This is a genomic window from Roseibium sp. SCP14 (genome assembly GCF_040329475.1).
GTDB lineage: Bacteria > Pseudomonadota > Alphaproteobacteria > Rhizobiales > Stappiaceae > Roseibium.
In genome coordinates this window covers 33,994-46,922 of sequence record NZ_JBDZYH010000008.1, presented here as the reverse complement: position 1 = coordinate 46,922, position 12,929 = coordinate 33,994, and the positions used below count along the sequence as shown (strand labels likewise).

Sequence of the window (12,929 nt, the reverse complement as noted above, 5' to 3'; positions counted from 1 at the left end):
GCGTGCGTATGTGCAATTGAGTCAACGATGTGGTTGAGCTCAAGCTTGTTGAATTCCTTCAGTTGTGCAGGCGATACTGGCGCCGGATCTTTCGGCGGATCGGGAGCGTGCAGCTCAATCCGCCAATCAAGGTGGGACAACAGAAGGATCGCCGCGAATGCATGTACTCGTGACCGGTGCCGCCGGCATGCTTGGGCGCAAGCTGGTGGAAACACTGTCGGCGGACCTGGAATTGTTCGGGTTCGAGATCAGCAAGCTGACCCTGGCTGATGTTGTGGCACCACCCATACCTTCGGCCTTGAAGAACATTGCCTCCGCACAAACAGTCGATCTGGCAGCATCCGGGGAACCCGAGAAGCTGATTTCCGGCCGGCCGGATCTGATCTTTCACCTGGCCGCCATCGTTTCGGGAGAGGCGGAAGTTGAATTTGACAAGGGTTATGCCATCAACCTGGATGGCACCCGGATGATCTTCGAGGCCATTCGCCACGAAAGTATGCGGGAGGCCTATCGTCCGCGTATCATCTTCGCGTCTTCCATTGCTGTTTTCGGTCAGCCGTTCCCACCCAGGATCGCGGATGACTTCTTCACCACGCCACTCACCAGCTACGGCACTCAAAAGGCTATCTGTGAACTTCTGCTCGCAGATTACAGCCGTAAGGGCATCTTCGACGGCATAGGACTGCGCCTTCCGACGGTCTGCATCCGCCCGGGCAAGCCGAACAAGGCAGCGTCCGGATTTTTCTCAAACATCCTGCGTGAACCTCTGGTTGGACAGGAGGCGGTCCTGCCGGTGGAGGACACCGTTCGTCACTGGTTTGCAAGCCCGCGTGCAGCCGTTGGTTTCTTTGTGCACGCGGCCAGAATGGATACTGCGGTGTTGGGTTCACGCCGAAATCTCACTCTGCCGGGACTTTCTGCCCAGGTCAGCGAGCAGATCGATGCGTTGCGGCGTGTCGCTGGTGAAAGGGCCGTTCGATTGATCCGCAGAGAGCCGGATCCGGACATTCAGAAAATCGTTGCCGGTTGGCCGGAAGATTTTGAAGCACAGCGGGCGAAAGAGCTCGGCTTCGTGGCGGAAACGCGTTTTGACGATATCATCCGCATCCATATTGAAGACGAACTGGGAGGTGCAGGCGCATGACGAAAAGTGGTGTCGATGTGAGAGGCAAGATCGCGCTTGTGACCGGAGGCGGTACGGGCGTCGGCAGAGCGGTCTCGAAGGCATTGAGCGCCGAGGGATGGCGGGTCGTGCTTTCAGGCAGGCGCGCGGATGTACTCGGCAAGGCAGCTGCCGAAATATCCGGTGAAACGGGTCACGACGTGAGCTGGATTGCAGCCGATGTCGGAGATCCTCAGTCGGTGAGCGCGCTATTCGACCAGATCCGCGAAGAGTTCGGCCGTCTGGACCTTCTCGTCAACAATGCAGGCATCGGTAACTCCCCGGTTCCACTTGAAGAAATCAGTTATGAGGAGTGGAGCAACGTGGTTGCTGCGAACCTCACCGGGGCATTTCTTTGCACGCAGCACGCATTCCGCCTGATGAAGGAGCAGTCGCCGCGCGGTGGCCGGATCGTCAACAACGGTTCGATTTCAGCAACGACGCCCCGGCCGAATTCCGCTCCTTATACGGCGACCAAACACGCCATAACCGGACTGACCAAATCCTCTTCGCTTGACGGTCGCCCTTTCGATATTGCCTGCGGCCAGATCGATATAGGCAATGCGGCAAGCGAGATGACGGCGAAGATGAGCGCGGGGGTTCTACAGGCGAATGGAGACGTCGCGAGCGAACCGACCATTGATCCGGCTCATGTCGGGCAGGCTGTTGTTTATATGGCCGGACTGCCGCTTGACGCCAATGTACTGACATTGACCGTTATGGCAACGACGATGCCTTTTGTCGGTCGAGGCTAGTCTAGGCAAGGGCGATGATTGGTGAACGCAGACAATGGATGCGCAACGGTTTGATTTCACCAGCTCGCAGTCCGGCATCACTCATCTGCTGTCCGGTGGAGCGAGAGGCTCTTCGGATTTTTGGAAAATATAGACGCCTGCCAAGAGCATCGTCGCGTAAAACATGAAAGCGGATTGCTGAGCGTTGTAGGTTGGTGACCGCCACATCTGAAACCACTCGCCCGCAACCACCATGAAGCCGAACAACCACACGAGGAGCGCGGCAATGAGGCCAATGGCGTAAGGTGCCTTGGCCGCCTGGAAACTACGGGAAGGTTTCCCTATGCGCAGTCCCATCAGGATGCCCGCAAGGATGAAAAACGCTCCTGCCACGGCTTCCCCGACAATGATGGCAGCGTAAGCAACACGCTGCACTGCAGGGTCATCGATGGCCCGCCACGCAACGATCGGGTCATCCTGTGTGGCGCTCATCGACATGATGTTCTGCACATAGATCCAGTTGGTGCCGTAGTCGGCAACATTGCCATATGCGGCAGCAAGCGCCCACATGCCAACAATCAAGGCGAGCAGGGCCTTGGAACTCCGAATCCAAAAATCTCCGTCAGCATACCTGAGCATGTCTCTCTCGCCGGCACTCCGCGCTATTGTTCAAGGCATGTCGAAGAGTGCCAAGCCAAGCAGAAGATTGCAATCTTGCCAAAGGTCTTCAATCACGTGTGGGGAACAGGCCGCGGATGATTGAAATTGGCACGCCCGCAACGCCGACCAGCGTCTGGGACATATCGGTATCAGGCAAGCTCACGAGGCACCTACGCAGCAATTCCCATCTTCTCGGGTGGAAAGGGGCAAAACAGGTCATCAACTTACCTTCCCGTCGACAACTCCAATCGCAGTCAATCCTTCCCAGATGCTCTCTACGCGGAAATGCGCGCGCCGTTCCAGTGCCGGAGCGACGTCCGGCACCTGTACGACGGTCATCTTTGCGGCCAGGGCCGCACGAACTCCCGTGTCACTGTCCTCGAATGCCACGCATCTGGATGGGTCGAGCGAGAGCGCTGCGGCAGCGGCAAGATACGGATCCGGCGCGGGTTTTCTCTTCTGGACACAGTGAAAGCCAATGATGGTTTGAAACCGGCCGTCCAGTCCCGCCACTGCCAGTTTCCTAACTGCGTGTTCCTTCTCCGTCGTCGTGGCGATCGCCTTTGGAAGTCCAATCCTGTCAATGAGATCGACGGATTTGAGAACAGTTGGCCGGAGGTCAATCGCGTCCTGGGTCAGCGCGTTGTAGGCTGATTTCCAACGCTGATGGTATGCATCACACTCGACCTTGCGCCCTGTCCACTCGCTCAGTATTTCCGCAACCGTTTCACGATTTTTGCCTGCCAGGGCAGTAAAATGATCGATGTCCCGGCTGAACCCCATTTTCCGGCAGGCCATTTGGTTGGCCTTTATCGACAGGCGCTCTGTGTCCAGAAGAAGTCCGTCCATATCGAAGATAACGGCGGCAACATCCATTTGAGTCTTCACTCTGTCAGCGTGGAAAGTCCTGTGGTCGTCATACGCGATTTGAAGCGACGTCGTCCATGTTTCAAGGTTTCCAGGGGGCTCCACGAGCAATAGACAAAATGGCGGCGTTTCAATATAGTCAAGTCATCTGATGATTAGGTGATCTAGTTATGCATGCACTTGCGAAGACCAGTCTGGTCGATAGCGCCGTCGAGGCGATCCGTGCTGAGATCGTGGGGAACCGCTGGCCGGTTGGTGAAAAGCTGCCGAACGAAGCAAAACTCTCGCAGTTTCTTTCAATTAGCAGGGGGACTGTCCGTGAGGCGGTGCGTGTCTTGGTCTCGCAAGGTTATCTGGAGACGCGTCAGGGCTCTGGCACCTACGTTCTTTCGACAGCGGATGCGAGCCGTCCTCTGACAATGGCACGACGGGCGAACCTGCGCGATCAATTCGAAGCAAGACTCGCACTTGATGCGGAAGCAGCACGGCTGGCCGCCATTCGCCAGTCACCGGCCGCGATTGCAGAGCTGCGGACCCTGCTTGAAAAGCGTGGAAACTTTAACGGTAGCGACAAGGCCGGGTTTGTTGCGCGCGATCTTGCGTTTCACAAGGCTGTCGTGGCTGCGTCCTGCAACAGTGTGCTCGTGCACATGTATGATTTCTTTTCCACGCTCATCAGCGAAACCATCGAGGCAACGTTGGGGGAAGAGCTGCAAGAGCCCGACATGGCATCTCATGCAGCCATAATCGATGCAATCGAGACGGGCGATCCGGAACAGGCGGATGCTGCCGTACGCCGGTTCATGGCACCGGTCCTCAGGGACCTTGAACGATTGCTTGCGTCGTGACCCGGGTGACCGCTGTAAGTCCTGAAGAGGCTGGCCTGATCGACACCGGAGAACCTCGTGTCGATCCAGCTGTCGAGACAAGCATCAAGCCGAATGTCCTGGCAAGATTTCTGCTGGGAGCCAGTCTCGTACTCATTGCGTTCAATCTGCGTCCGGTCTTTTCCAGCGCATCGGCCCTGCTTTTGGAGATCCGCGAAGGTTTTGGTCTTTCCACGACCGGGGCAAGTCTGCTGACTACGCTTCCCGTGCTTTGCCTTGGCCTGTTCTCGCCCTTGGCGCCGCGCCTTGCAGCTAGAATCGGTACGGAGCGAACATTGCTTGCCGTTGTTCTCCTGTTGGCTGTTGGGACGGCGGCGCGAGGCCTGTCTTCCGTTCCTCTGCTCTTTCTCGGGACCGCGCTTGCCGGGGCGTGTATCGCCGTCGGCAATGTGCTCCTGCCCGGTCTTGTCAAACGAGACTTTCCGGACAAGGCAGCGCTCGTGACCGGATGGTACACAATGGCTCTATGCGCGGGCGCTGCGGGCGGTGCAGGTCTTACGATCCCCTTTAAGGATGCCTTTGGTGGCTCACTGGATGCCGCTCTGGCAATATGGGCACTACCGGCCTTTCTGGTTGGTCTTCTTTGGTTTCCCCAGGTTGTTTTTGCGAAGCGTTCGGCAAGAAGAGAGAAATTCGTCGTCAAGGGTCTGTGGAACGACAGACTTGCGTGGCACGTTACCTTGTTCATGGGGCTCCAGTCCGCACTCGCTTATTGCGTATTCGGATGGCTTGTGCCGATCCTCAGGGCACGGGGACTGGACGGTGTCACAGCAGGTGCGATCGTGTCCATCTCGGTCATGGTCCAGGCCGCATCCTGCCTGATCATTCCACATCTTGCCGTGCGCGGTAAGGATCAGCGCCTTATCAATCTGGCTCTTTGCGCGCTCGCAGTGGTAGCGCTGCTGGGTCTTCAGTTTGCGCCGCTTTCAACCGTCTGGTTCTGGGCAATCCTGCAGGGCATCGGTCAGGGGGGGCTGATCGCAGTTGCTCTCACCCTGATCGTTCTGAGGACGCGGGATTCGCACAGCGCATCACATCTTTCCGGAATGGCCCAATGCGTCGGGTATATTCTCGCGGCAATCGGTCCGTTGATTGTCGGCCTCATTCGAAGCTGGACCGGCAGCTTCGCCTGGACGGCGGTTCTGTTTGTGGCACTTGGCCTCGGGGCTGCAGTAAATGGCTGGTTTGCCGGCCGGGCAGAGGTCGTGAACACACATGTCGAAAAAAAGGAAGGCAGGTGAATCGGTTTATCGGGCTGTAGGACCCGCAACAAGACCAGGTTGTGTTTCCAGATTGCTCTTTTCAAAACGGCATTCTGAAGTCATGGTGCCGCCATGAGCGCTATGTTTGAAGAACTGGATTATGCACCGACGCCGATTGGCGCAGTCTCTCTGCGTCGACGGCACATATTGGCACTCAAAACCGATGTTTTTGAAATTCTTCTCGGCGAAGAACATCTGATGTCGAGCCTCTTCACGGCGTCCGAAGTGGCGCTTGCTGAATTGGGGCTCGCAGCTTTGTCCGGAGAAGGTCTGGATGTGCTGGTGGGGGGGCTTGGCCTGGGTTACACCGCACAGGCTGCTCTGGCGCATGATGCGGTCACGCGGCTGACGGTTGTCGATCTTTTGGAGCCGGTGATCCGCTGGCACAAGGAAGGCCTTGTGCCGATGAAGACCGAGTTGGCCGATGATCCCCGTTGCCGGTTGTTGCAGGGAGATTTCTTCGCACTCGCAACGTCGAATGATGGCTTTGAAGCGAACAGGCCGGGCCATCAGTATGATGCCATTCTCATCGACATTGACCACACACCCGAGCGGCTGTTGCATGGTCAGTCCGAAGGGTTCTACACATCCGATGGTTTGAGCGATTTGAAACGTTTTGTGAAACCGGGCGGAATCGTGGGGCTTTGGTCCGATGAAGCGCCGGAAGAGGCAATAACCGCGTTGCTTGGAGAGGCATTTGAAGAGGCTTGGGCCGAGCCGGTTGTTTTTGCCAATCCTTTGCAAGATGGACGGGAGATGACCCAGGCCGTGTACCTTGGACGCAAAGCCTGATCGGGTGTCTGTTCCAGCGGCTCAAAACTTGACAAACACACATTCAATGACCCGAGCGGGACCCTTGTGACGTCGGTCATGTGAATTGTGCGCAGCTGGTAAACTTGGTGCAAAACAGGGACATTCCATATGTCGCGAATGACAGTGAACCTCATCGGGGCCGGGCGGGTCGGTCAAACGCTTCTTGGCCTGCTGGGCGATCAGTCAGATTGCACGGTTCAGGATGTTTTGAGCAACAGCCATTCATCGGCTGAAAAGGCGGTCGGCTTCGCCGGCGCCGGCCGTGCCGTGCGGGACTGGGCCGATCTCCGCCCTGCGGATCTCTGGATACTGGCCGTTCCCGATACGCAGATTGCCGCCGTGGCGGAGCGTTTGGCAAACGTGCTTTCAATACGCGAAAACAGAGGAGCGGTTGCCTTTCATTGCAGCGGTTTTTGCGCTGCCGAGCAACTGGAAGCTCTTCGAGAACTGAATTGGCATCTGGCAAGTGTACACCTGGTTCTGACCTTTGCGACGCCCAAGCTTGCCAAAGAGCAATTCAATGGCGTGCATTGCGGAGTTGAAGGCGACGCGACGGCTCTGGAAGTCATCACTCCGCTGCTGGAGAAGCTTGGCGCAGCAACTTTCCCGATCAGTTCTGAAAGCAAAAGTCTCTATCACGCCGCAGCCGTGTTCTCGAACAACTTCACGGTCGTTCTGCAGGCCATTGCCAGGGAGGCCTGGGCAGAGGCGGGCGTACCGGACGACATTGCCGTGAAACTGAACAATTCCATGTTGCAGGCGACTTTTGAAAACGTCTCGGCGGAGAGGCCGCAAAAGGCTTTGACGGGTCCTGCGGCGCGGGGTGACGACCTTGTTGTCACAAGGCAAGGAGAAGATGTTGCCAGGTGGCATCCTGCGGCCGGCAGGATCTACCAGGAGATGAGCGCGCTTGCCCGCATGCTCAAGTCCGAAGGTGCGACGCAGGGTTACGAAACCTCCGAAAAATGAAGACCTGTCCGCAACCGCGCATGTGAGCTGCGCGGTTGCTGCTGCAGGCTTTTGTGTTCAGGCAGCCAGATAGGCGTCTGTGGTCAGGACCGTGGCATAGGCAAATCCGAGTGCCGACATATAGGCCTTGTGAATGCTCTCGGCCGGGATTGTTTCACCGTTGAATTCAAGATCACGGGAAGAGCAGGCATCTTCCACCACGGTGACCGCATAGCCGAAATCGGCGGCAGCCCGGGCTGCGGCGTCGATGCACATATGGCTCATGTCACCGGCAATGGTGACATCGGTGACACCGTGCTCATCGAGAATCTGCTTCAGGTTTGTTTCCCGGAATGAATTGACATGGTGCTTGAGCACAGTCGGCTCTCCCTCGGCAGGTTGCATGGAGGGGTGAATGTCCGCACCAGGTGAGCCAGCTTCGAAGAACGGTGCGTCTTCGCCCTGAAACTCATGACGGACATGGACGATCAGCTCGCCCTTGTTTCTGGCCTGATCCAGCAAACGGCGGGCATTTGCAGAAGATTCTTCGATCTTGTGCAGCTCCCATTTGCCGCCGGGAAAGTAATCGTTCTGGATGTCGATCAGGACGAGCGCGGAACTAGACATGTGTGTCTCCTCGTTTGTGGTGAGTTTTGATATACGCTGCGCCGTCCCGAAAGCGTGATTGGCGGAATTGACATAATTCAGGTTAGATCTGACAAATGACGTTCAGCAATCAGATCATACGGACCGGCATCGCGGCATATTCCTGCGCTCAGCAGGCCGCTGTCCTTGGTCTGAAAGACCTGCTTGAAGCCGCAAGCAGGTTTCAGCAGGCAGAGGCGGCAAACAAGCGCTCGTTTCAGGTTGAGCTGCTTGATGGTTTTTCACCCGGCAGCTCCGGCAACTTCGACATCGTCATACTGCCTCCCTGTTTGGGCGCACGCCCCGAAGGTGAGGATCTTGAAGAAATTGCCCGTTGGGTCGCGCTGCAACACGCTCACGGCGCACTGATATGCTCGATTTGCGCCGGGGCCTTTCCGCTCGCCGCTTCCGGCCTGCTGAGCGGCCGCCAGGCAACGACGCACTGGGCGCTGGCAAAGGAATTCGCACGCTCATATCCCGAAGTGCAGCTGGATGCCGGCAGGCTGATAATCGATGATGGTGACGTCATCACCGCAGGTGGTTTGATGGCCTGGACGGATCTTGGACTGAGGCTGGTCGTTCGTTTCATGGGACCGGCGGTTATGCTGGAAACCGCAAGGTTTTTCCTGATTGACCCGGGCGAACGTGAGCAGAGCTACTACAACCTCTTTTCGCCGAACCTGACCCATGGCGATGCCGGGGTTCTTAAGGCGCAGCACTGGCTGCAGGCCAATTACCAATCGGCGGTGACGGTTCCGCAAATGGCTGCCGCCGCCGGACAGGAAGAACGCACTTTCCTGCGTCGTTTTCATGCGGCGACCGGGTTCAATCCGTCCGAGTATCTGCAACGTCTGCGCATTGCAAAGGCGAGAGAGCAGCTGGAGCTGACGAATACGAATATCGAAACCATTGCCCTGAACGTCGGGTATCTGGATGTTTCGGCGTTTCGCAAGCTGTTTCAGAAAATCGTCGGTCTGTCGCCCCGCGAATACCGAAGACGCTTTGCACCCGCCGGCAGTTGAGCAACCAAGGCGGTTATCGGCTCAATCGCAGGGGCCTGATAGGTTGCTTCAGCTGAGTGGCAGATGTGCCAGAAGGGATTTCTTTGCACCCTGAATATGGTCTCTGGTCAGCTTGGCGGCCTGCTCGGCGTCCCCCTCTTCGCAGGCTTCCAGAATGCCGAAATGCTCACGTCCGGCACGTTCCATGCCGTTGCTCATGACCAATTGCGCACGGATCTGGCGCTCGACACGATCAATGGCGTTGTGGGCGATTTCCAGGAAGAATTTCAGATCGCTGGCGCTGTAGAGCGTTTCATGGAAGTCCCGGTTGAGATCGCCCCATTCCATGGGGTCGGAAGAGGCAGAAAAGGCGGCGCACTTGTCACGAGCCTTTGTCAGCAGTTCCTTTGACATCAAAGGCACCGCGTTTCGGATGATTTCGGGCTCCACGAGAGCCCTAAGGTCGAAAATCTCTTCCGTTTCCTGAGGCGACAATCCCGCCACGACGGCGCCCTTGTAGCGCTGCGTTTTCACCAGCCCCTGTTCTTCAAGGCGGGAAATCGCTTCCCGGACCGGAATACGGCTGGTGTTGAAAAGACGCGCGATTTCGTCCTGGCGCAGCGGTTCGCCTTCTTCCAGCTGGCCTCCGATAATGGCTTTCCTAAGAGCGTCGAACACAATTGAAGACGCTGACGCCGTTGCGGAAATGTCCATCGATTTCAGTTTCATAGCAACGTCTCTCCTTGCTCCGTCTTTTACGGGAAGGACCCGAATTGGTGAAGTGGAAATTCGCATTGAATATTTTATATTGAATATTGGATCCAATTTGGTTTATCAATGTCCCGCCTGACGAAAATCTTCAGGAAATGAAGAGGGGAAAATCCATGCTTAAGAAAATTGCGGCTGCTGCCGCATTGACGCTTGTTGCTGCTCTGCCGGTAAAAGCCGATACGCTTGACGATGTCGTCGATCGCGGCACGCTTCGCTGCGGTGTCGTGCTCGACTTCCCGCCGATCGGTTACCGCGATGCCAACAACGAACCGGCCGGCTTTGACGTTGAATACTGCAACGATCTTGCGGCTGCGCTTGAAGTTGAAGCTCAGATTCTTCCGGTGACCTGGGCCGAACGCCTGCCGGTTATCGTGACCGGCCGTGCCGATGTCGTGTTCGGGGCGACGTCCGACAGCCTGGCGCGTGCCCGCACCGTCGGCTTCACCATTCCCTACGCAATCTACTACGCTCAAGGCGTCGTGAATGCAGAAAGCGGCATCAAGACTTTTGAAGATATCCGCGGCAAACGTGTCGCCGCAGCCATCGGCACCGTGCCGGAGCAGGAGTGGCTGAAGATCGCCAAGGAATGGGGCGAAGAGAACCTTTACCAGGGGTATCAGTCTGAAAACGAAGTCTTCCTGGCCGTTGCCCAGGGCAAGGCTGACATCGGCATTACCACCAACACTGCGGTCAAGCCGATCACCGAGCAGTACGACACGGTCGACGCTGGTCCGCGTATGCCCTGGACGACCGACTACACCTCCGTCGTCGGCAAGCGCCAGGATGTGACCTGGCTGAACTTCCTGAACCTGTTCGTGACCCATCAGGTTCGCTCAGGCCGCTACGACGAGCTGTGGGGCAAGTATGTCGGCGGTGACGCGCCGGAACTGCGCATCCCGGGCGTAATGTACTAACAGCCAATTCAGGTGCGCCCGGTGGCACAGAGCTGATCGGGCGCGCTCTGAACTTCTGTTCTCCAGTGATTTCAGGCGGTTGGTTTACCTGAGTTTCTGAAATCGCAAGCAGACGCATCCCGTCTTTGTCAGGCGGGACCTGGCGGGGCAACTCTAGAATGTTTGACTACAATTTCCATTGGCGGCCGGTGATGAAAAGCCTGCCGGACCTTCTGGAAGCGGGACTGCTGACCCTTCAGGTCGCAACGCTTTCAATGATTATCGGAATAATCATCGGTCTGGCGCTCGCTCTCATCCGCATGCATATGCGTGGACCGCTCTACTGGCTGGCAAGCTCCTGGGTCGAGCTGGCCCGCAATACGCCGGCTCTGTTCCAGCTGTTTTTCTTTGGTTTCGGCCTTGGTGCGTTCGGCATACATCTCAGCCCTTTCGCCATTGTGCTGTCGGGCCTCAGCTTCAACTGTGCCGGATATCTGGCGGAAAACTTTCGCGGAGGCTTCCAGGCGGTTCCCGATACGCAACTTCGCGCCGCGCGTAGCCTCGGCATGACTGCGTGGCAGGCCTATACACGTATCGTCATTCCACAGGTGTTCCGGATCGTCTATCACCCGCTAACCAATCAGATGGTCTGGGCGGTGCTGATGTCCTCGCTCGGCATGCTGGTCGGGTTCCGCGAGCTCAGCGGCGAGACACAGTTCTTTGCCAGCCGCACATTCCGCATTTTCGAATATTTCGCGATGACCGCAGTGATCTACTACGTCATCGTCAAGGTCATCCTGGCGGCGTCCCGGCTCCTGGCCATGCGTCTGTTCCGGTACTGAGGAGGCCAAGTTGCAGGAAACAATAAGCTTCTTCAGCGGTTTTACGATCAACGACCTCTGGTTCATGGGCGAGGCGGCACTGCGCACGTTGTGGATCTCGGCCCTGTCGATCTCCATAGGAACGGTTCTTGGCGGTTTTTTCGGTTGGATGCTCTATGAGGGCAAGTTGACGGCCGCACTGACGCTTGCCCCGGTGCTTGACGCGTTCCGCTCCGTGCCGCTCATCATTCAGCTGGTGCTGTTCTACAACTTCGCGCCGATTGTCGGTCTTAACCTGGACCCGTTCGGCTCCGGTGTCGTGATCCTGACGATCTATACGGCGGCCCTTGTTGCCAATGTTGCCCGCGGCGGGATCGAGGCCGTGGGCCGGTCGATGCGCCGGGCAGCCCGTTCACTTGGCATGAGTTACTGGCAGGACATGCGCTACGTCGTGTTGCCGATCGGCGGGCGTGCGGTGTTCCCGGCCTGGGTTGGCGTTGCGCTCGGCGTGATGAAGGACAGTGCCCTGGTCTCCGTGCTCGGTTATGTCGAGTTGCTCAAGGCCAGCCAGATCCTCATCACCCGGACACAGGAACCGTTCCTGATTCTGACAATCGCCGGCGCGTTCTATTTCGCGCTGTCTTTCCCGATCTCGCGCTATGCCGCAAGACTTGAAAAAAGGTGGGCCCAATGATCGAGATACGCGGCCTCGAAAAATACTTCGGTGCGCTCCAGGTTCTCAAAGGCATCGATCTGGATGTCGAGAAGGGCGAAGTGCTCTCCGTGATTGGCGCATCCGGTTCCGGCAAGTCAACCTTGCTTTATTGCATCAACGGCCTGGAACCGATCCAGAAAGGATCTGTCATCGTGGATGGCACGGACGTTCACGCCAAGGGGACCGACATCAACAAACTGCGTCAGAAGCTTGGAATGGTCTTTCAGCAATGGAACAGCTTTCCGCACCTGACGGCCTTGGAAAACGTTGCCCTTGCGCCCAAAATCGTCAAGGGCAAGTCGAAGGCCGAAGCGCAGTCGATTGCCGAGAGCCAGCTGAAGCATGTCGGGCTTGGCGACAAGCTGAATGTCTACCCGGGGGCTTTGTCCGGCGGTCAGCAGCAACGGCTTGCGATTGCACGTGCTCTGGCAATGGAGCCGTCCTACATGCTGTTCGATGAAGCGACCTCGGCGCTGGACCCCGAGCTGGTAGGTGAAGTGCTCGACACCATGCGCCTTCTGGCTGAAGAAGGGATGACGATGATCTGCGTGACCCATGAGATGGGATTTGCCCGCGATGTCTCTGACCGCGTGGCCTATTTCCATCAAGGCGTGATGGAGGAAATCGGTCCGCCCGAACAGATTTTCGGCGAAGCTGAATCCGAAAACACCCGCAAATTTCTTGCAAACGTGCGCTGAATCGGCGCGAACTTTTGTGACATCAGGTCCCTGGCCCCGCGCGGCGCGGAAC

15 protein-coding genes are annotated in these 12,929 nt (G+C 57.3%); 11 read left to right on the top strand and 4 right to left on the bottom strand.

Going from position 1 to position 12,929, the window contains the following annotated elements:
• Positions 1-157 precede the first annotated feature (157 nt).
• Both denD and ABLQ08_RS25980 read left to right on the top strand, forming a co-directional pair.
• A complete protein-coding gene (gene denD, locus ABLQ08_RS25985; protein ID WP_352948480.1) occupies positions 158-1,144 on the top strand; it encodes a D-erythronate dehydrogenase in 987 nt (328 codons plus the stop codon).
• Positions 1,141-1,917 carry an SDR family oxidoreductase gene (locus ABLQ08_RS25980; protein ID WP_352948477.1) on the top strand — a complete coding sequence of 259 codons (777 nt, stop codon included), beginning with the start codon at positions 1,141-1,143 and terminating at the stop codon, positions 1,915-1,917. The genes denD and ABLQ08_RS25980 overlap by 4 nt, the downstream gene beginning before the upstream one ends.
• Before the next feature lie 81 nt (positions 1,918-1,998).
• On the opposite strand, the gene ABLQ08_RS25975 is transcribed toward ABLQ08_RS25980, so the two are convergent.
• Positions 1,999-2,535 (bottom strand): DUF2165 family protein, encoded by a 537-nt coding sequence (locus ABLQ08_RS25975; protein WP_352948475.1) that lies wholly within the window; start codon positions 2,533-2,535, stop codon positions 1,999-2,001.
• Between the two features lie 240 nt (positions 2,536-2,775).
• Positions 2,776-3,432 (bottom strand): HAD family hydrolase, encoded by a 657-nt coding sequence (locus ABLQ08_RS25970; RefSeq protein ID WP_352948472.1) that lies wholly within the window; start codon positions 3,430-3,432, stop codon positions 2,776-2,778.
• A 161-nt stretch (positions 3,433-3,593) separates the two neighbouring features.
• Here ABLQ08_RS25970 and ABLQ08_RS25965 point away from each other — a divergent pair, with 161 nt between their 5' ends.
• From ABLQ08_RS25965 to ABLQ08_RS25950, 4 genes are all read left to right on the top strand, one after another.
• Positions 3,594-4,271: a FadR/GntR family transcriptional regulator gene (locus ABLQ08_RS25965; RefSeq protein ID WP_352948470.1), complete on the top strand. Its 678-nt coding sequence runs from the start codon at positions 3,594-3,596 to the stop codon at positions 4,269-4,271.
• Positions 4,272-4,354: 83 nt separating this feature from the next.
• Positions 4,355-5,551 (top strand): CynX/NimT family MFS transporter, encoded by a 1,197-nt coding sequence (locus tag ABLQ08_RS25960; protein ID WP_352948824.1) that lies wholly within the window; start codon positions 4,355-4,357, stop codon positions 5,549-5,551.
• A gap of 93 nt (positions 5,552-5,644) precedes the next feature.
• Positions 5,645-6,364, top strand: coding sequence for a spermidine synthase (locus ABLQ08_RS25955; protein WP_352948467.1), 720 nt, complete (start codon positions 5,645-5,647; stop codon positions 6,362-6,364).
• A 129-nt stretch (positions 6,365-6,493) separates the two neighbouring features.
• A complete protein-coding gene (locus tag ABLQ08_RS25950) occupies positions 6,494-7,354 on the top strand; it encodes a Rossmann-like and DUF2520 domain-containing protein (protein ID WP_352948464.1) in 861 nt (286 codons plus the stop codon).
• A 57-nt stretch (positions 7,355-7,411) separates the two neighbouring features.
• Here ABLQ08_RS25950 and ABLQ08_RS25945 read toward each other — a convergent pair whose 3' ends face one another.
• Positions 7,412-7,960 carry a cysteine hydrolase family protein gene (locus tag ABLQ08_RS25945; protein ID WP_352948462.1) on the bottom strand — a complete coding sequence of 183 codons (549 nt, stop codon included), beginning with the start codon at positions 7,958-7,960 and terminating at the stop codon, positions 7,412-7,414.
• Positions 7,961-8,055: 95 nt separating this feature from the next.
• Here ABLQ08_RS25945 and ABLQ08_RS25940 point away from each other — a divergent pair, with 95 nt between their 5' ends.
• Positions 8,056-9,000, top strand: a complete 945-nt coding sequence (locus ABLQ08_RS25940) for a GlxA family transcriptional regulator (RefSeq protein WP_352948459.1) — start codon at positions 8,056-8,058, stop codon at positions 8,998-9,000.
• 48 nt (positions 9,001-9,048) lie between these two features.
• On the opposite strand, the gene ABLQ08_RS25935 is transcribed toward ABLQ08_RS25940, so the two are convergent.
• Entirely contained in the window at positions 9,049-9,708 is a 660-nt protein-coding gene (locus ABLQ08_RS25935) for a GntR family transcriptional regulator (protein ID WP_352948457.1), read from the bottom strand.
• 155 nt (positions 9,709-9,863) lie between these two features.
• Here ABLQ08_RS25935 and ABLQ08_RS25930 point away from each other — a divergent pair, with 155 nt between their 5' ends.
• The 4 genes from ABLQ08_RS25930 (at position 9,864) to ABLQ08_RS25915 (ending at position 12,877) form a co-directional block, all read left to right on the top strand.
• Positions 9,864-10,664 (top strand): transporter substrate-binding domain-containing protein, encoded by an 801-nt coding sequence (locus ABLQ08_RS25930; protein WP_352948455.1) that lies wholly within the window; start codon positions 9,864-9,866, stop codon positions 10,662-10,664.
• A 158-nt stretch (positions 10,665-10,822) separates the two neighbouring features.
• On the top strand, positions 10,823-11,485 hold the full coding sequence (locus tag ABLQ08_RS25925; protein WP_352948452.1) for an amino acid ABC transporter permease: 663 nt from the start codon (positions 10,823-10,825) through the stop codon (positions 11,483-11,485).
• Between the two features lie 64 nt (positions 11,486-11,549).
• Positions 11,550-12,158 (top strand): amino acid ABC transporter permease, encoded by a 609-nt coding sequence (locus tag ABLQ08_RS25920; protein WP_352948822.1) that lies wholly within the window; start codon positions 11,550-11,552, stop codon positions 12,156-12,158.
• Positions 12,155-12,877 carry an amino acid ABC transporter ATP-binding protein gene (locus ABLQ08_RS25915; protein WP_352948450.1) on the top strand — a complete coding sequence of 241 codons (723 nt, stop codon included), beginning with the start codon at positions 12,155-12,157 and terminating at the stop codon, positions 12,875-12,877. The genes ABLQ08_RS25920 and ABLQ08_RS25915 overlap by 4 nt, the downstream gene beginning before the upstream one ends.
• Positions 12,878-12,929: the final 52 nt, after the last annotated feature.

Excerpts from the sequence above, each read along its gene's own strand:
- ABLQ08_RS25930 (WP_352948455.1), top strand. The coding sequence starts at position 9,864 with ATGCTTAAGAAAATTGCGGCTGCTGCCGCATTGACGCTTGTTGCTGCT.
- ABLQ08_RS25915 (WP_352948450.1), top strand. The coding sequence starts at position 12,155 with ATGATCGAGATACGCGGCCTCGAAAAATACTTCGGTGCGCTCCAGGTT.
- ABLQ08_RS25925 (WP_352948452.1), top strand. The coding sequence starts at position 10,823 with ATGTTTGACTACAATTTCCATTGGCGGCCGGTGATGAAAAGCCTGCCG.
- ABLQ08_RS25980 (WP_352948477.1), top strand. The coding sequence starts at position 1,141 with ATGACGAAAAGTGGTGTCGATGTGAGAGGCAAGATCGCGCTTGTGACC.
- ABLQ08_RS25920 (WP_352948822.1), top strand. The coding sequence starts at position 11,550 with ATGGGCGAGGCGGCACTGCGCACGTTGTGGATCTCGGCCCTGTCGATC.
- ABLQ08_RS25935 (WP_352948457.1), bottom strand. The coding sequence starts at position 9,708 with ATGAAACTGAAATCGATGGACATTTCCGCAACGGCGTCAGCGTCTTCA.
- ABLQ08_RS25945 (WP_352948462.1), bottom strand. The coding sequence starts at position 7,960 with ATGTCTAGTTCCGCGCTCGTCCTGATCGACATCCAGAACGATTACTTT.
- ABLQ08_RS25940 (WP_352948459.1), top strand. The coding sequence starts at position 8,056 with ATGACGTTCAGCAATCAGATCATACGGACCGGCATCGCGGCATATTCC.
- ABLQ08_RS25955 (WP_352948467.1), top strand. The coding sequence starts at position 5,645 with ATGAGCGCTATGTTTGAAGAACTGGATTATGCACCGACGCCGATTGGC.
- ABLQ08_RS25950 (WP_352948464.1), top strand. The coding sequence starts at position 6,494 with ATGTCGCGAATGACAGTGAACCTCATCGGGGCCGGGCGGGTCGGTCAA.
- denD (WP_352948480.1), top strand. The coding sequence starts at position 158 with ATGCATGTACTCGTGACCGGTGCCGCCGGCATGCTTGGGCGCAAGCTG.
- ABLQ08_RS25965 (WP_352948470.1), top strand. The coding sequence starts at position 3,594 with ATGCATGCACTTGCGAAGACCAGTCTGGTCGATAGCGCCGTCGAGGCG.
- ABLQ08_RS25975 (WP_352948475.1), bottom strand. The coding sequence starts at position 2,535 with ATGCTCAGGTATGCTGACGGAGATTTTTGGATTCGGAGTTCCAAGGCC.
- ABLQ08_RS25970 (WP_352948472.1), bottom strand. The coding sequence starts at position 3,432 with ATGGATGTTGCCGCCGTTATCTTCGATATGGACGGACTTCTTCTGGAC.